General features: G+C 60.1%; 13 protein-coding genes. 8 read left to right on the forward strand and 5 right to left on the reverse strand.

Annotation, left to right across the window (positions count from 1 at the left end):
- The first annotated feature begins 25 nt into the window (after positions 1 to 25).
- The 5 genes from fadA (at position 26) to AACY44_RS00575 (ending at position 5,314) form a co-directional block, all read left to right on the forward strand.
- Entirely contained in the window at positions 26 to 1,201 is a 1,176-nt protein-coding gene (gene fadA, locus AACY44_RS00555; protein WP_026136849.1) for an acetyl-CoA C-acyltransferase FadA, read from the forward strand.
- A 97-nt stretch (positions 1,202 to 1,298) separates the two neighbouring features.
- Complete coding sequence (locus AACY44_RS00560; protein WP_339414871.1) at positions 1,299 to 1,535, forward strand: DUF1653 domain-containing protein; 237 nt, start codon at positions 1,299 to 1,301, stop codon at positions 1,533 to 1,535.
- A gap of 114 nt (positions 1,536 to 1,649) precedes the next feature.
- The gene (gene topA, locus AACY44_RS00565; protein WP_339529612.1) at positions 1,650 to 4,271 is read left to right on the forward strand and encodes a type I DNA topoisomerase; all 2,622 of its coding nucleotides are present in this window, start codon (positions 1,650 to 1,652) and stop codon (positions 4,269 to 4,271) included.
- 125 nt (positions 4,272 to 4,396) lie between these two features.
- On the forward strand, positions 4,397 to 4,918 hold the full coding sequence (locus AACY44_RS00570) for a DUF6586 family protein (protein WP_339414870.1): 522 nt from the start codon (positions 4,397 to 4,399) through the stop codon (positions 4,916 to 4,918).
- Between the two features lie 162 nt (positions 4,919 to 5,080).
- Positions 5,081 to 5,314: a hypothetical protein gene (locus tag AACY44_RS00575; protein WP_010212068.1), complete on the forward strand. Its 234-nt coding sequence runs from the start codon at positions 5,081 to 5,083 to the stop codon at positions 5,312 to 5,314.
- 189 nt (positions 5,315 to 5,503) lie between these two features.
- Here the strand turns inward: AACY44_RS00575 and sulA are convergent, their stop codons facing one another.
- Complete coding sequence (sulA, locus tag AACY44_RS00580) at positions 5,504 to 5,977, reverse strand: SOS-induced cell division inhibitor SulA (RefSeq protein WP_339414869.1); 474 nt, start codon at positions 5,975 to 5,977, stop codon at positions 5,504 to 5,506.
- A gap of 10 nt (positions 5,978 to 5,987) precedes the next feature.
- Positions 5,988 to 6,596: a transcriptional repressor LexA gene (gene lexA / locus AACY44_RS00585; protein ID WP_003172575.1), complete on the reverse strand. Its 609-nt coding sequence runs from the start codon at positions 6,594 to 6,596 to the stop codon at positions 5,988 to 5,990.
- A gap of 263 nt (positions 6,597 to 6,859) precedes the next feature.
- On the opposite strand from lexA, the gene AACY44_RS00590 reads away from it, so the two are divergent.
- Positions 6,860 to 7,567 (forward strand): TetR/AcrR family transcriptional regulator, encoded by a 708-nt coding sequence (locus AACY44_RS00590; RefSeq protein WP_339414868.1) that lies wholly within the window; start codon positions 6,860 to 6,862, stop codon positions 7,565 to 7,567.
- 156 nt (positions 7,568 to 7,723) lie between these two features.
- Complete coding sequence (nagZ, locus tag AACY44_RS00595) at positions 7,724 to 8,722, forward strand: beta-N-acetylhexosaminidase (RefSeq protein WP_339438739.1); 999 nt, start codon at positions 7,724 to 7,726, stop codon at positions 8,720 to 8,722.
- Between the two features lie 94 nt (positions 8,723 to 8,816).
- Here nagZ and AACY44_RS00600 read toward each other — a convergent pair whose 3' ends face one another.
- From AACY44_RS00600 to mfd, 3 genes are read right to left on the reverse strand one after another with little or no spacing between them, the layout of a single operon-like run.
- Complete coding sequence (locus AACY44_RS00600; RefSeq protein WP_339529614.1) at positions 8,817 to 11,507, reverse strand: DEAD/DEAH box helicase; 2,691 nt, start codon at positions 11,505 to 11,507, stop codon at positions 8,817 to 8,819.
- A gap of 9 nt (positions 11,508 to 11,516) precedes the next feature.
- The gene (locus AACY44_RS00605) at positions 11,517 to 12,083 is read right to left on the reverse strand and encodes a CsiV family protein (protein WP_339414866.1); all 567 of its coding nucleotides are present in this window, start codon (positions 12,081 to 12,083) and stop codon (positions 11,517 to 11,519) included.
- 10 nt (positions 12,084 to 12,093) lie between these two features.
- Positions 12,094 to 15,543 carry a transcription-repair coupling factor gene (gene mfd / locus AACY44_RS00610; protein WP_339414865.1) on the reverse strand — a complete coding sequence of 1,150 codons (3,450 nt, stop codon included), beginning with the start codon at positions 15,541 to 15,543 and terminating at the stop codon, positions 12,094 to 12,096.
- Between the two features lie 340 nt (positions 15,544 to 15,883).
- Between mfd and AACY44_RS00615 the strand changes: the two genes are divergently transcribed.
- Positions 15,884 to 17,347, forward strand: coding sequence for a glyceraldehyde-3-phosphate dehydrogenase (locus AACY44_RS00615; protein ID WP_339529616.1), 1,464 nt, complete (start codon positions 15,884 to 15,886; stop codon positions 17,345 to 17,347).
- Positions 17,348 to 17,520 lie beyond the last annotated feature (173 nt).

Genomic DNA, 17,520 nt, shown 5'->3' on the forward strand with positions numbered 1-17,520 from the left:
CCAGACGACTAGAGCGAGAATATTTATGAGCTTGAATCCAAGAGACGTGGTGATTGTCGACTTCGGTCGCACGCCGATGGGCCGCTCCAAGGGCGGCATGCACCGCAATACCCGTGCCGAAGACATGTCGGCGCACCTGATCAGCAAATTGCTGGAACGTAACGTCAAGGTTGACCCGAACGAAGTCGAAGACGTGATCTGGGGCTGTGTCAACCAGACGCTGGAGCAGGGCTGGAACATCGCGCGCATGGCGTCGCTGATGACCCAGATCCCGCACACCGCGGCCGGCCAGACCGTGAGCCGCCTGTGTGGCTCGTCGATGAGCGCGCTGCACACTGCCGCCCAGGCAATCATGACCGGCAACGGTGATGTGTTCGTGGTCGGTGGCGTGGAGCATATGGGCCACGTCAGCATGATGCACGGCGTCGACCCTAACCCGCACATGTCGCTGTACGCAGCCAAAGCCTCGGGCATGATGGGTTTGACTGCGGAAATGCTTGGCAAAATGCACGGCATTACCCGTGAAGCCCAGGACGCGTTCGGCGTGCGCTCCCACCAACTCGCTCACAAGGCGACCGTGGAAGGCAAGTTCAAGGATGAAATCATCCCGATGAACGGCTACGACGAGAACGGTTTCCTGAAATTGTTCGACTATGACGAAACCATTCGTCCGGACACCACCCTGGAAAGCCTGGCGGCCCTCAAGCCTGCCTTCAATCCAAAGGGCGGCACCGTGACAGCCGGTACGTCGTCGCAAATCACCGACGGTGCTTCGTGCATGATCGTGATGTCGGCGCAGCGTGCCCAGGACCTGGGTATTCAGCCGCTGGCCGTGATCCGTTCGATGGCCGTGGCGGGTGTGGACCCGGCGATCATGGGCTATGGTCCAGTACCGGCCACACAAAAAGCCTTGAAGCGCGCAGGCCTGACTATCTCCGATATCGACTTCTTCGAGCTCAACGAAGCTTTCGCCGCACAGGCCCTGCCAGTGCTGAAAGATTTGAAAGTGCTCGACAAGATGAACGAGAAGGTTAACCTGCATGGCGGTGCGATTGCCCTGGGCCACCCGTTCGGTTGCTCCGGTGCGCGTATCTCCGGCACTTTGCTTAACGTGATGAAGCAAAATGGCGGCAACCTCGGGGTTGCAACCATGTGCATTGGTCTCGGCCAAGGCATTTCGACCGTCTTCGAACGCGTTTAAGCGTTGGGTTGACGGAAGCCGGGGCCCAGTGCCCCGGTTTTTGTTTTTTGGAATTTTTAATATTTTTTTTCAACACATTTTGTAAGAGGGCCAGAGCATGAAAGTCGAACCAGGGCTCTACCAACATTATAAAGGTCCGCAGTACCGTGTTTTTAATGTGGCACGGCATTCCGAGACTGAAGAAGAAGTGGTGTTTTACCAAGCACTGTATGGCGATTACGGCTTTTGGGTGCGCCCATTGAGCATGTTCCTGGAGAGCGTCGAAGTTGACGGCGAGCAGGTCCCGCGCTTTGCTCTGGTCCAGGCCGAACCGAGTCTTTTTTTCGGGCAATAACGGCAGGTCGCGCAGAATGCTGCGCTTGACCTCACCTTGTTGCCACTATATATAGCGTTGCCGCGACAGGCGCCAACTGCCTTTCTCTTCTCGAATTCAGGAATTTTCCGATCCATGGGCAAATCGCTGGTCATTGTGGAATCCCCGGCTAAGGCCAAGACCATCAACAAGTACTTGGGCAACGAGTACGTGGTGAAGTCGAGTATCGGCCATATCCGAGACCTGCCCACCAGCGGTTCGGCTAGCGCCAGCAAGGAGCCTGCCGCCAAGCGCGGCAAGGCGGCCGCGGGCGAAGGTCCGGTGCTCACGCCTAAAGAGAAAGCGCGCAAGCAACTGGTCTCGCGCATGGGTGTGGACCCGGATCATGGCTGGAAGGCCAAGTACGAAATCCTTCCAGGCAAGGAAAAGGTCATTGAGGAGCTGCGCCGGCTCGCCAAGGATGCTGACACCATCTATCTCGCGACGGACTTGGACCGCGAAGGGGAAGCCATTGCCTGGCACCTGCGGGAAGCCATCGGCGGTGATGACAGCCGCTACAAGCGTGTGGTGTTCAACGAAATCACCAAGAAAGCCATCCAGGAAGCCTTCTCCAAGCCGGGCGAGCTGGATATCGACCGCGTCAACGCCCAGCAGGCCCGGCGTTTCCTCGACCGCGTCGTGGGCTATATGGTCTCGCCGCTGCTGTGGGCGAAGATCGCCCGTGGCTTGTCCGCTGGCCGTGTGCAATCGGTTGCGGTAAAGCTGGTGGTGGAGCGTGAGCGCGAAATCCGTGCGTTCAACCCCGAAGAATATTGGGAAGTCCACGCCGACCTCGGCACTGCCAAGGGCGCCAATGTGCGCTTTGAAGTGGCCCGTGAGAAAGGCGAGGCCTTCAAGCCGCTGAACGAAGCCCAGGCCATGGCCGCGCTGGAAAAGCTCAATGCTTCCAGCTACAGCATCGTCAAGCGTGAAGACAAACCGACCAGCAGCAAGCCGTCGGCACCGTTCATCACCTCCACCCTGCAGCAGGCCGCGAGCAACCGCCTGGGCTTTGGTGTGAAGAAAACCATGATGATGGCCCAGCGTCTTTACGAGGCCGGCTACATCACTTATATGCGTACTGACTCCACCAACCTGTCGCAAGACGCGGTGGCGATGGCGCGTACTTATATTGAAACCGAGTTCGGCGAGAAGTACCTGCCGGAGAAGCCGAACGTCTACAGCAGCAAGGAAGGCGCACAGGAGGCTCACGAAGCGATTCGTCCTTCCGACGCCAACACTGAGCCGAGCAAGCTGAGCGGCATGGAGCGCGACGCTGAGCGCCTCTACGAGCTGATCTGGCGCCAGTTCCTGGCGTGCCAGATGCTGCCGGCGCAATACCTGTCCACCACCGTGAGCGTGGGCGCTGGTGACTTCGAGCTGCGTGCCAAGGGGCGTATCCTCAAGTTCGACGGCTATACCCGTGTGATGCCGCAGATCGCCAAGCCTGGCGATGACGACGTGCTGCCGGATATGGCTCAGGGCGATACGCTGAAGCTGATCAAGCTCGACCCGTCCCAGCATTTCACCAAACCGCCGGCGCGTTATTCTGAAGCCAGCCTGGTGAAAGAGATGGAGAAGCGCGGTATCGGTCGTCCTTCGACCTATGCAGCGATCATCTCGACCATCCAGGATCGTGGCTACGTTGCGCTGCATAACCGTCGTTTCTACTCGGAAAAGATGGGCGATATCGTCACTGAGCGCCTGTCCGAGAGCTTCTCTAACCTCATGGACTACGGCTTCACCGCCGGCATGGAAGAGAACCTCGATGACGTGGCCCAGGGCGAACGCGACTGGAAAAATGTGCTGGACGAGTTTTACGGCGACTTCAAGAAGAAGCTCGAAGTAGCAGAAAGCCCTGAGAGCGGCATGCGCGCCAACCAGCCTGTGATGACCGACATCCCGTGCCTGACCTGCGGCCGCCCGATGCAAATTCGTACGGCGTCCACTGGCGTGTTCCTCGGTTGCTCGGGCTACAGCCTGCCGCCGAAAGAACGCTGCAAGGCCACCGTTAACCTGGTGCCAGGTGATGAAATCGCGGCCGACGATGAGGGTGAATCCGAGTCGCTGGTACTGCGTGGCAAGCACCGCTGCCCGATCTGCAGCACGGCGATGGACGCCTACCTGCTGGATGAGAAACACAAGCTGCACATCTGCGGTAACAACCCGGATTGCAACGGCTACGAGATCGAAGAGGGCACTTATCGCATCAAGGGCTACGAGGGTCCGAGCCTGGAATGCGATAAGTGCGGCAGTGAAATGCAGCTCAAGACCGGCCGTTTCGGCAAGTTCTTCGGTTGCACTAACCCGACCTGTAAGAACACCCGCAAACTGCTGAAAAGCGGTGACGCGGCGCCGCCGAAGATGGACCCGGTGAAGATGCCTGAACTCAAGTGCGAGAAGGTCAACGACACCTACATCCTGCGTGACGGCGCTTCGGGGCTGTTCCTGGCTGCCAGCCAGTTCCCGAAAAACCGCGAGACCCGTGCGCCGCTGGTGCTTGAGATCGTGCCGCACAAGGATGAGATCGACCCTAAGTACCACTTCCTGTGTGAAGCGCCGAAGAAGGACCCGGATGGTCGCCCAGCCGTGATCCGCTATAGCCGCAAGACCAAGGAGCAGTACGTGCAGTCGGAAGTGGACGGCAAGCCTACCGGCTGGAAAGCGTTCTACGACGGCGGCAAGTGGAAGGTCGAAGACAAGCGCCAGGGCGCTTGATCGACTGATCCGCTAAATACAAAGGCCGCCTGCACAGGCGGCCTTTTTTTGCGCTTGCAGTGCGCTCGGCTGATCCGTAACACTGTTAAGCCAGCATCACGCTTATTCGTTGTGGAGACTGCCGCATGGCCAACGAACTCTATACCCGTACCAATCAGAAAATTTACTTCGCGGGTTTGTCCCTGGAAGCCCTTGGCCGCGCCGAGGAAGGGAAAGAGATGAATGCCATTGCGCTCGTCCAGGCGGGGCGTGAAGCCGCGTTGTTCCACCTGTACGGTGCCTTGTTGGGTCTGTGCCATGAAATCGCCGGGTTTTACCGTCTGCCGCAGGCCGGTTCGCCGCGCGCAGAAATGATCATTAGCCGCGACGTGCTCGACACAATGGCGATCCCGGAACTGGCCGAGCTGGTGGAAATGGCGCAAAGCCCCGACAGCTGGATCGCGCGCTTGCTCAAGGCGCATGCCGACATGTTCCAGCCGCCGCGTGTTCCCCACGTGCCCAAGGGTGACGTGACCCAGCCGCTGATCGTGGCGGTGGCAGTTGAAGAGGACGAACCCAAGCCGTTGAGCCGGGAAGAGTTGGAAGGCTGGCGCCAGGAGCTGAAAAAACTGGCGCTGCGCTATCGCGAAGGTCTGAGCGAGTGCTGAGAGGGCTCGATTAAAATATGGGAGGGTTGAACTGCCGCTCCCACATTCGAATCGAGTCAGCTCTGCACCGTTCATCAAGCCGTAAAGAAACCTGTCCAGATCGTCAGCGGGGTTGGGTGGATGACTGATATAATTCCCGTCTTTCGTGGAGAACAGACTTTTATGCCGACGTCCTTTCTGGAAATTGTTGAGTTGCCTGACGGCCGAATCGAGCTGCGCCGGGCTGAGGACGAAGGTTCTCTGGTTATTCTGGATTTTTCCGAGGACGCCAAGGTGTTCCTGCAGGGCCAGCACGTGGAAGTGGCTAAAGCCATGTTGAGCGTGGGTGTACAGATGGCAGGTCGCTTGGCTGAAGGCGAACCGGAGAAAGAAGATGGGCCGCGGGTGCTTCACTGAGTCCCGGCGTTGTAGTGAGCGAGCTTGCTCACGCAGGGCTGCGAAGCGGTCCAAAAACCGACCACCGTAGAATATCTGATATATCGCATCAATCTATTCAGGGCCGCTTCGCAGCCGATCGCGGGCGGTGCGACGATTCGACAAGCCCGCTCACTACACACGCCCTTCTATCAAAGGGCTGCGCAACATTTATCCCAATCGAATATTCAAGCTCTGCGCATCGCCAACGCGTGCCGCACTGATCAACTGTTGCTTGGCGGTAGCGTTCAACGGATTCAACCAGCTCACCACCGTATGGCTACGGCCCAGGCGCAAGGCTTCGCAGGTCAACTGCTGGGCACTTTGCGCACCGCGCGGTTGCAGTAACAGGATGCGCTCGCGGTTGAGGCCGGCGTCCCGCAACCAGGTCTGGGTCAGGCTGGCCGGCGGAGCGATCAGCGTCAGCCAGCGGGCGTCCTGCTCTTCGCTCAATTCGCGCAGGATCGGCGCCAGCAGGCTCAGGCAACTCCCCGCCGCACCGCGCAACGACAATTCACTGAACGCCTCAGGCTCGGCGCTCCAAGGCGCCTCGACCGTTTCCTTGAGGATGGGCGCAAGGGGTTGGGCCATGAAGGCCTCGAACAGCGACAGTTGTGTGTGTTGTGGGGTATGGGTGAGCTGCATGATGCCTCCTTTAGCGGCGAATGACGCCGACGCTCAAGCCTTCAATCACCAGGTCCTGATCTTTCAGGTTCACTTCAATCGGGGCGAACTCAGGGTTCTCGGCCAGGAGCCAGACCTTGCTGCCTTCGCGCTTGAAGCGTTTGACGGTGACTTCATCGCCGATACGGGCGACGACGATCTGGCCATTACGGGCTTCGCGGGTGGTGTGAACGGCCAGCAGGTCGCCGTCGAAGATGCCCACGTCCTTCATGCTCATGCCATGGACCCGCAACAAGTAATCGGCGCGAGGATGGAAGAAGGTCGGGTTGATGTTGCAAGATTCCTCGACGTGCTGCTGCGCCAGGATTGGCGCGCCGGCGGCGACGCGACCGATGATCGGCAGGGTCGATTCGTCGGCCTTGGCTTCGAAGCCAGGGATGCGAATACCGCGTGATGCACCTGGGGTCATCTCGATCGCGCCTTTGCGAGCGAGGGCCTTAAGGTGTTCTTCGGCGGCGTTGGGGGACTTGAACCCCAGTTCCAGCGCAATTTCCGCTCGCGTCGGCGGGTAGCCGTTGTCATCGAGGCAGCGCTTGATAAAAGCCAGAATCTCAGCTTGGCGTGGCGTCAGTTTTAGCATGTTGATCGCTCTGTCTTTTTATACAGTGACTGGGATTATATACAGTGGACTGCGCTTGGCAATCATCCTTTTCTACCACTCCGCTGGACGGTCATCGGGCATGCTTCCCACAAGGCAGAGATAGCGCTGCCTACAGACCGTTAGGGATGTGATTAAATAGCGATGAACTACATAACTGCCCGGCCGGAAAGCGAACCCGCAGGCTTGACAAGACACAGTCTGAAACGTATGTTTCAAACAAGTGTTTGTCAGGCGGAGTAGCCATGGCCCAGTCGGAAACCGTTGAACGCATTCTCGATGCTGCCGAGCAATTGTTCGCGGAAAAAGGATTTGCTGAAACTTCATTGCGGCTGATCACCAGCAAGGCTGGGGTCAACCTTGCTGCAGTGAACTACCATTTCGGCTCGAAAAAGGCCCTGATCCAGGCGGTGTTCTCGCGCTTTCTGGGGCCGTTCTGCGCCAGCCTCGACCGTGAGTTGGAGCGCCGCCAGGCCAAGGCTGATCACAAGCCTACCCTCGAAGACCTGCTGGAAATCCTGGTTGAACAAGCCCTGGTGGTTCAACCGCGCAGCGGCAACGACCTGTCGATCTTCATGCGGCTGCTGGGCCTGGCGTTCAGCCAGAGCCAGGGTCACTTGCGACGTTATCTGGAAGACATGTACGGCAAGGTATTTCGTCGCTATATGTTGCTGGTCAACGAAGCCGCCCCGCGCATTCCGCCCATCGAACTGTTCTGGCGCGTGCACTTCATGCTCGGTGCCGCAGCGTTCAGCATGTCCGGGATCAAGGCATTGCGGGCTATTGCCGAGACCGATTTCGGCGTCAACACCTCCATCGAACAGGTCATGCGCCTCATGGTGCCATTCCTCGCCGCCGGCATGCGTGCCGAAACCGGCGTGGCCGACCCGACCATGGCCGCCGCCCAATTGCGTCCGCGCAGTAAAACCACGCCGGCTGTCGCCAAGGTTTGACCGCCCCGGGTGTGCGAGGCCACTTGCATCCGCTAAGCTAGCCGCCATGCCGATTTCAGCTATTTATTCGCAACCCGTTGTGCTCACCGCGCCATTCGCGCCGCGTGAGGGCAACGGGTTGCGTGCGTTATTTAAGGAAGGTTTATGACTGCTGCCCTGCAAGGTTCTTTGATGGTCGACGTTGCCGGTACCTGGCTGACGGCCGAGGACCGCCATCTGCTGCGCCAGCCTGAAGTGGGCGGCCTGATCATTTTCGCACGCAATATCGAGCACCCGCGCCAGGTGCGTGAATTGAGCGCGGCAATTCGTGCCGTACGCCCGGATCTGCTGCTGGCTGTCGATCAGGAAGGCGGTCGTGTACAGCGCCTGCGCCAGGGTTTTGTGCGCCTGCCGGCCATGCGTGCGCTGGCGGATAACCCGAATGCCGAGTACTTGGCCGAGCAGTGCGGTTGGGTCATGGCGACTGAAGTGCTGGCCGTGGGCCTCGACCTGAGCTTCGCCCCGGTGCTCGACCTGGACTATCAACGCAGCGCAGTCGTCGGCACCCGTTCCTTCGAAGGCGACCCCGAGCGCGCCGCCGTGCTGGCCGGTGCCTTTATCCGTGGCATGAACAGCGCCGGCATGGCTGCTACAGGCAAACACTTCCCGGGCCACGGTTGGGCTGAGGCTGATTCCCACGTGGCGATTCCCAATGACGAACGTAGCCTGGAAGAGATTCGCACGAATGACCTGGTGCCGTTCGCGCGCCTGAGCAAGCAGTTGGCGGCGGTGATGCCGGCGCATGTTATTTACCCGCAGGTTGACGCTCAGCCAGCTGGCTTTTCGCGTCGATGGTTGCAGGATATTTTGCGCGGCGAATTGCAGTTTGATGGGGTGATTTTCAGCGATGACCTGTCGATGGCCGGTGCACATGTGGTCGGTGACGCGGCCAGCCGGATTGAAGCCGCGTTGACGGCTGGTTGTGATATGGGGCTGGTGTGCAATGATCGGGCGGCGGCTGAGTTGGCACTGACGGCCGCTCAGCGGATGAAGGTCACCCCATCGGCGCGCATTGCGCGGATGCGGGGGCAGGCGATTGCTTCGACGGATTACAAGCAGGATCCGCGGTGGTTGGCGGCGCTTACCGCGTTGCGGGATGCTCAGTTGATCGGCTGAGAACCGCGTCGTGGCTATCGCAGGCAAGCCAGCTCCCACATGGGATTGCATTCCAAAGGTGGGAGCTGGCTTGCCTGCGATAGCGGTCTAACCGTCAACGCTTCTCTTGCTTGTGGGGCAACGGCGCAAACAACGCTTCAATATCCTCATTGCCCAACTGCCAATCCCCGGTCGTGCGCCCATCCAGCACACCCGCCGCCAAGTCTGACTTTTCCTTCTGCAGGTGCTGGATTTTTTCCTCCACCGTACCCCGCGCAATCATCTTGTAGACGAACACCGGCTTTTCCTGCCCGATCCGGTACGCCCTGTCAGTCGCCTGATTCTCCGTAGCGGGGTTCCACCAAGGGTCGTAATGGATCACCGTGTCGGCTTCGGTCAGGTTCAGGCCTACACCGCCGGCCTTCAGGCTGATCAGAAAAACCTGCAGCTTGCCACTCTGAAAGTCCTTCACCGGCGTACGCCGATCGCGGGTCTGGCCGGTCAACAGCGCGTAGGCCACGCCACGCTTTTTAAGCTCCGCTTCGATCAGGCTCAGCATCGAGGTGAACTGGGAGAACAGCAAAATTCGCCGTCCTTCGGCAAACAGTTCTTCGAGCATGTCCATCAAGCTATCGAGCTTGCCCGAGCTACTGCCCCGTGCGGGCAGGGCGGCGTCGTTGACCAAGCGTAAATCGCAGCACACCTGACGCAACTTCAACAGCGCTTCAAGAATGATGATCTGGCTGCGCGCCACGCCCTTGCGGGTAATCTCGTCTCGCACCTTCTTGTCCATGGCCAGGCGCATGGTTTCGTACACATCGCGCTGCGCCTCGTTGAGGTCGACCCAGTGGATGATCTCGGTCTTGGGCGGCAACTCCGTGGCCACCTGTTCCTTGGTGCGTCGCAGCAAGAAGGGTTTGATCCGACCGTTCAGGTGCTGCAATCGCACATCGCTGGCGCGCTTTTCGATGGGCACGCGGTAATCGCGGTTGAAACTTTTTACTTCGCCCAGCCAGCCCGGCAACAGGAAGTGGAACAGCGACCACAGTTCACCCAAGTGGTTTTCCAGCGGCGTACCACTCAGGCACAAGCGCTGCCGCGCATTCAGCTCGCGCGCCGCCTGGGCGGCTTTGCTATTAGGGTTCTTGATGTACTGCGCTTCATCGAGGATCAGTACATGCAGGGGCAGGGCGGCGAGCTGTTCGATGTCCTTGGGCAGCAGCGCGTAGGTGGTCAGCAGCAGGTCATAGTCCTGCAGGTTGGCGAAGTGTTTCTTGCGCGTTGCGCCATACAGCGCCAACACCTTGAGCTGTGGCGTGAAGTGCGCTGCTTCATCAAGCCAGTTGGGAATCAGGCTGGTGGGCATCACGACCATGCACGGCCGGTCCAGGCGCCCGGCGGCTTTCTCAGTGAGAATATGCGCCAGGGTCTGCAGGGTTTTGCCCAGGCCCATGTCATCCGCAAGTATCCCGCCAACGTCCAGCTGACGCAGCGACTGCATCCAACTCAAGCCTTCCAGTTGATACGGGCGCAAGGTCGCGTTCAGCCCTTCGGGCGCCACGCTGGTGAAATCCTTGATATCCCGCAGGCGTTGGGCGAAGTTGCGGATCTTCTCGCCACCTTCCCATTGCAGTGGCAGGTCTTCCAGCGGGTTCAGGCGAATCGCATCAGCCTTGGCCAGGCGCAGCGTGGTGCTGCCGGCTTCTTGCAGGTAGAACTCGCCGAGGGTGGCCAGCACGGGTTTAAGCCGGCCGTAAGGCAAGGCCACTTGCAGCGGACCATGGCCATTGGGCAAGCCGGGAATGTTCACCAGGATCAGCTCATCATCGCGGCGTCGCGCGAGTTTTTCCGGATTCAGGATCTCGGTGTGTGAGCGCATCAGGTTCAGCAGGATCGGCAGCAGGCTCAGCCGTTCGCCATTGACGATAATCCCCAGCTCCAGGTCGAACCAGTCACGTTCCGGCCCTTCATCGACGGTGGCGTACCAGTCATCGACGGCGCTCAGATCGAACCCGAAATCTTCTTCGATCTGCAACTCCCAACCCTCGGCCCGCAAGGTCGGCGAGGCATTGAGGGTAAAGTTCAGCCAGGCGCTGTCATTGACCAGCTCGAACAGCTCGCCGGCGCTTTCCGGCAGGGCTTTGCTCTGACGCGTGGCGATCTTGAAACCGAGCAACCGAAGTTGCTCGCGATAGGGTTGCTCCAGCTCGGGATGCCGCTTGATGCGCAGGCTCTGGGTGTCCTGGCGCACGATGATGTCGGCGTTTTTCTGCCCGCTGACGTAATTGCCCAAGTAGTTGAAGGACAGTGCCGCGCGGTGCTGGATGTAGCGCTGCATCTTGCCGTTGCGCGGTTCAAATGCACTGAACTCGACACTGGCCAACCACAAACGCGGTACGGGCAGCACGTCTTCCATCACCACCTGCGGCAACGCCACGCGGTTTTCCAGCACGGCCTGGAGTTTTTCCAGCAACTCGGCATCCTGTGCGGCGGCCGGGTAGGCCAGGGTTTCCTGGACTTTAAGCAGCACCGCCGCGATGTGTTTGCAGTTGGTGTGCACCGGGCAGGTACAGCGGCTGTCCACCAGTATCAGCGTGCCTTTGGCCGATTCGCGCAGCGAGATGGTTTGCCGATAAACGTTGCTGCCCGAGCCTTCGCAGCTGGCGATGATGGTGCTGTCGCCGGACTCAACGATGCGCACCCGGTTCTCCAAGGCATAACGTCGCCCGCGCTCCAGGCTCTGCTCTTTGAAGCGATTGGCCCACGAAGGGGCCAGGGGTTTGGTCAGCGACGACGTCAGGGCCATGGCGCTGGATCAGTCCTGAATGTCAGGCGGTGGCGCGCTGGGTGGCTTGGCGGTGAGCGAGGTGATCTTGATCAGAAGCGCCAGGTGGCCGCCATCCAGGTAGTTGAGTTGGTTGTTCTTGGTGCGCACGTCGGTCTGGCTCAAGTGTTCGCTGGCGATCACACTGCCGTTGCTGTCGAACTGGTTGATCCAGAAGTTCGTATCGATATCGGTAAATCGGCCCAGTTGCAGGCTCAATACGCCTTCGATAGGAAACTGACCAAACTGCTCCTGGCCGTCGGAGATGGCGACGTTGACCGGCTGCTCCCCCAGGTTCTGTTCCCACGCCTTGTGTAGCAGCACCGTGTAGGAGGAGTCGGCGCGCAGCTTATCGACAATGTTGGACAAGCGCGGCGGGCTCAGTTTATCGCCCAGGCGGGCCGCCCCGGCATCCCAGTTTTCCGGGGCGGCGCGGCTGTTGAGCGGCGGCTCTGCGTTCTGGCGCACCAGGATCATTTCCACCAGGTACGGGCTATCGGCAAACGCCGCAGGTGCCACTGCCACCAACAACAAGCTCAAAATGCGGAACAGGCGCATTGGGCGTCCTTCAAGCAGATTTCGGGATGAGGCGCTCGAACAACGCCTCCAGTGTATTAAAGCGTTCTTCAGCGCGTTCCATCGGCACCATGAACTTGAACAGCGTAGCCCCTTCGAACTTGTAGCGGTTCGGCTGGCCCTGGATCAGCTTGATCAGCACCAATGGGTCCACCGGGGTCTGTGCTTCAAATTCGATGCGCCCTCCCTGCGGCCCGGCGTCGACTTTCTTGATGCCCAACTGCTCGGCCTGCAATTTGAGCAAGGTCAGGCGCACCAGGTTCTTGGTCGGTTCCGGCAGCAGGCCGAAGCGGTCGATCATCTCCACCTGCAGGTCCTTGAGGCCTTCTTCGTCGGTGGCCGAGGCGATGCGTTTGTACAGGATCAACCGCGCATGCACGTCCGGCAGGTAGTCTTCGGGAATCAACGCCGGCAAGCGCAGGTTGATTTCCGGACCGCCGCCCAAGGGTTGATCGAGGTTCGGTTGCTCGCCTTTGCGGATGGCTTTCACCGCGCGTTCAAGCATCTCCATATACAGGGTGAAACCCACCGCCTGGATCTGCCCGCTCTGGCCGTCGCCCAGCAGCTCGCCGGCGCCACGGATTTCCAGGTCGTTGGTGGCCAGTACAAAACCGGCGCCCAGGTCCTGAGTGTTGGCGATGGCTTCCAGGCGCTTTTCCGCGTCGGAAGTGATTTGCTGGCGCGGCGGCGTGAGCAAATAGGCATACGCCTGGTGGTGACTGCGACCCACCCGGCCGCGCAGCTGGTGCAGCTGCGCCAGGCCGAATTTGTCGGCGCGCTCGATGATGATGGTGTTAGCGCTCGGCACGTCGATACCGGTCTCGATGATGGTCGAGGCGATCAGCACGTTGAAGCGCTTGTGGTAGAAGTCGCTCATCACCTGTTCGAGTTCGCGTTCGCGCATCTGCCCGTGGCCGATGGCGATGCGCGCTTCCGGTACCAATTCGGCGAGGTCGGCAGCACATTTCTCGATGGTCTTCACATCGTTGTGCAAGTAGTAAACCTGCCCGCCGCGCAGCAATTCCCGTAGCAGCGCTTCCTTGACCGTGCTTTTGTTCTGCTCCATCACAAAGGTGCGTACCGACAAGCGCCGCGCCGGTGGCGTGGCGATGATCGACAGGTCGCGCATGCCCGACACCGCCATGTTCAGCGTGCGCGGAATCGGCGTGGCGGTGAGGGTGAGGATGTCGACTTCGCTGCGCAGGGCCTTGAGTTGTTCCTTCTGACGCACCCCAAAACGGTGTTCTTCGTCGATGATCACCAGGCCGAGGTTCTTGATCTTCACATCGTCCGACAACAGCTTGTGGGTGCCGATCACGATGTCGATCTTGCCTTCCGCCAGGTCAGCGATGGCGGCGTTCACTTCCTTGGCCGACTTGAAGCGGCTCATCACTTCCACGGTCACCGGCCAGTCGGCAAAGCGATCGCGGAAGCTGTTGTAGTGCTGCTGGGCGAGCAGGGTGGTCGGCACCAGGATCGCTACCTGGCGGCCGCCGTGCACGGCGATGAAGGCGGCGCGCATCGCCACTTCGGTCTTGCCGAAGCCCACGTCGCCACACACCAGGCGGTCCATCGGCTTGGGCGCGAGCATGTCGGCGCGCACCGCTTCGATGGTGGTTTGCTGGTCCGGGGTTTCTTCGAAAGCAAAGCCGGCGCTGAAGGTGGCGTAGTCGGCTTTCGGGTCGGCGAACGCGTAACCTTCGCGCGCTGCACGGCGGGCATAGATGTCGAGCAGTTCGGCGGCGACGTCGCGGACTTGTTCGGCGGCCTTGCGCTTGGCCTTCTGCCAGGTCTCGGAACCCAGGCGATGCAACGGCGCCAGGGCGTCGTCGCTGCCGGTGTAGCGGGCGATCAGGTGCAGGCTGGCCACCGGCACGTAGAGCTTGGCGCCCTCGGCGTATTCCATGGTGAGGAATTCGGCGGCCTGGTTGTCGATTTCCAGGGTTTGCAGGCCGAGGTAGCGGCCAACGCCGTGGTCGATATGCACCACCGGCGCGCCTTCGCGCAGCTCGGTGAGGTTTTTGATCACCGCGTCGTTGTTGGCGTCGGCGCGTTTTTCGCGGCGTCGACGTTGCATCACGCGCTGGCCGAACAGCGGGCTCTCGGCGATCAGCGCCAAGGCCGGGTCGTCCAGCAACAGGCCTTCGTCCAGCGGTGCGATGGTGATCGCCAGGCGTTCTTTGCTTTTTACAAAGTCCGGCCAGCTGTCGACGGTTTTCGGTCGCAGCTTCAGGCGTTCCAGCAGCTCCAGCAGGACTTCTCGACGCCCGGCGGACTCAGCGGTAAACAGCACTCGGCCAGGGAAGTCGCCCAGGAAGTTGGACAGCGCTTCCAGCGGTTGTGTGGCTTTAGCCTGGATCGCCAGATCCGGCAGTGTCCCCGCCGGGAAGCGCTCGCGGCCACTACCCGCGTCCACATCTTGTTGGCTGGCAACTACGCGTGGCCAGTTTTTCAAGCGCGCGAAGCAATCTTCTACCGGCAGGAACAGCTCGGCGGGCGGCAATAAAGGCCGGGACGGATCAACGCGGCGCTCTTCATAGCGGTTACGCACGTCGTTCCAGAAGTTTTCTGCCGCCTGCTCGATACCCGGCAGCGAGAATACTTGCGTGTCCTGGGGCAAGTAATCGAACAAGGTAGACGTTTCGTCGAAGAACAGCGGCAGGTAGTACTCGATCCCCGCGGGTGTAATCCCGCTGCTCAAGTCCTGAAAGATCGGGCAACGACGGAAGTCGACGTCGAAACGCTCACGGAAGCGCGCCTTGAAGCGCGTGACCGCGTCTTTTTGCAGCGGGAATTCCCGGGCCGGCAGCAGCTTGATCGAGTCGACTTTGTCGATGGAACGCTGGTTTTCCGGATCGAAGGTGCGCAGGGTCTCGATTTCGTCATCGAACAGGTCGATGCGATAGGGCAGTTTACTGCCCATCGGGAACAGGTCGATCAGCGCACCGCGCACCGCAAATTCACCGTGCTCGTACACCGTGTCGACGCAGCGGTAGCCGCTGGCCTCCAGGCGCGTGCGCATCTGTTCCACATCGAGCTTCTGGCCGATATCCAGGACCAGGCTGCTGCCCAGCAGGAACTTGGTCGGTGCCAGGCGATGCAGTGCCGTGGTGATCGGCACCACCAGCACACCGTGGGCCAGTTCCGGCAAGCGGTACAGGCTGGCGATGCGCTGCGAGATGATGTCCTGATGCGGCGAGAACAGGTCGTAGGGCAGGGTTTCCCAATCGGGAAAATGCAGCACCGGCAAATCAGGGGCGAAGAAGCTCAGCTCCTGCTCCAACCGTTCGGCACTTTGGCTGTCGGCGGTGAGCAGCAGGGTAAAGCGCTTGGCTGCGCTGGCAGCCTCGGCGATGGCCAGGCTAAGGGCGGCACCGGGCAGGTTGCCCCAGTGCTGTTTACCTGCCGCGGCAGGGAGAAGCGGTAGACGCAGAACGGGCACGGAAGGTTGAGCTCCAAGCGTTGCGACAAAGTCGGTAATTGTAACGGCCAGAGGTGCCGCCTGTCAGTTTCTGACTGAGCCTATTACGGTTTGTAGGAAATGTAGTGGCTAAGACAAACAATGGCGTGTTTTGACTCAATATGTAGTGCCGAAATACGCGATTGTTTTGGAGGGTTACGGACAAGTCGGCGTTGTTGCCCAAAGAGAGGTCTTCTGTAACCCGCGTATTTACTGGGCTCCAGCGGGGTGGCTTTTTTGCGCAAAGCTTTTTTGTTGTAGGACGCGCATTGCTCCAAGGGCAGTCGGGCGGCATAATGTAGCCCCTTTTTTCAGCCCCTACATGTGGAAGGTTCCCGTGACTCAGAAGCCCGACCAGTGTCTTGGTGAATGGATCGACCGTGAAGCACTCGCAGAAGCGATGATCCCGCTTATCGGTCAGCTGTACCGCAATAACAATGTGGTGAGCTCGATCTATGGCCGCAGCCTGATCAACCAGTCTGTCATCGCGATTCTCAAAGCTCACCGCTTTGCGCGTCACCGTTCCGCCGACGACAGCGAACTCTCCGTCCACGAAACATTCCCACTGCTCAAAGCCATGAGCGAGCTCAAGCTCGGCGCGGCTTCGGTAGACCTGGGCAAGCTGGCCTATAAATTCCGCAAAGAAGGCGCAGGCCGCAGCGCCGAGCAGTTCGTGCGTGAAGAAATGGCCGATGTGGTTGGCCAGCAGAGCGCCGCAGCCCGCAAAGGCACCGACGTTGTGCTGTACGGCTTTGGTCGTATCGGCCGCCTGTTGGCGCGCATCCTGATCGAAAAAACCGGTGGTGGCGACGGCCTGCGCCTGCGGGCCATCGTGGTGCGCAAAGGCGCCGAGAACGACCTGACCAAACGCGCCAGCCTGCTGCGCCGCGATTCGGTACACGGTTCGTTCAACGGCACCATCACCATCGACGAAGAAAACAACACCATCACCGCCAACGGTAACCTGATCCAGGTGATCTACGCGAAGAACCCGTCCGAGGTGGATTACACCCAGTACGGCATCAAGGACGCTCTTCTGGTGGACAACACCGGCGTATGGCGTGACGCCGAAGGCCTGGGCCAGCACCTGGCCTGCCCAGGTATCGACCGCGTTGTCCTGACCGCGCCTGGCAAGGGCAAGCTGAAGAACATCGTGCACGGCATCAACCACGCTGAAATCACGGCTGACGACAAGGTCGTGTCCGCCGCTTCCTGCACCACCAACGCCATCGTGCCGGTGCTGAAGGCGGTGAATGACAAGTTCGGTATCGTCAATGGCCACGTTGAGACGGTTCACTCGTACACCAACGACCAGAACCTGATCGACAACTTCCACAAGGGCGATCGCCGTGGCCGCAGCGCCGCGTTGAACATGGTGATCACCGAGACCGGTGCTGCCACTGCTGCTGCCAAGGCCCTGCCTGAGCTGGCCGGCAAGCTGACCGGTAACGCGATCCGTGTGCCGACGCCGAACGTGTCGATGGCGATTCTCAATCTGAACCTTGAGAAAGCCGCTACCCGTGAAGAGATGAACGAGTACCTGCGCTACATGGCGCTGCACTCCGACCTGCACAAGCAAATCGACTACGTCAACTCGCAGGAAGTGGTCTCCACTGACTTCGTTGGCTCGCGCCACGCCGGAGTGGTGGACGCTGAGGCGACCATTACCCAGGACAACCGCGTTGTACTGTATGTCTGGTACGACAACGAGTTCGGTTACAGCTGCCAAGTGGTTCGCGTGATGGAAGACATGGCTGGGGTCAACCCGCCTGCGTTTCCACGCTAAGCATTAGCGGTAAGTGAAAAAGCCCCGACTGGTTCGGGGCTTTTTCATGGCTGGGGGTTTTGTGTTGTCTGTGGGGCCGCTTCGTAGGCAAGCCAGGTCCCGCATTTGGACCGTGTACTCCCTGAAAAAACGCGGTCAAAATGTGGGCGCGGCGGTGCGGCGATTCGACGTGC

The sequence above is a fragment of the Pseudomonas sp. RA_15y_Pfl1_P11 genome (assembly GCF_963970975.1).
Taxonomy (GTDB): Bacteria; Pseudomonadota; Gammaproteobacteria; order Pseudomonadales; family Pseudomonadaceae; genus Aquipseudomonas; species Aquipseudomonas tritici.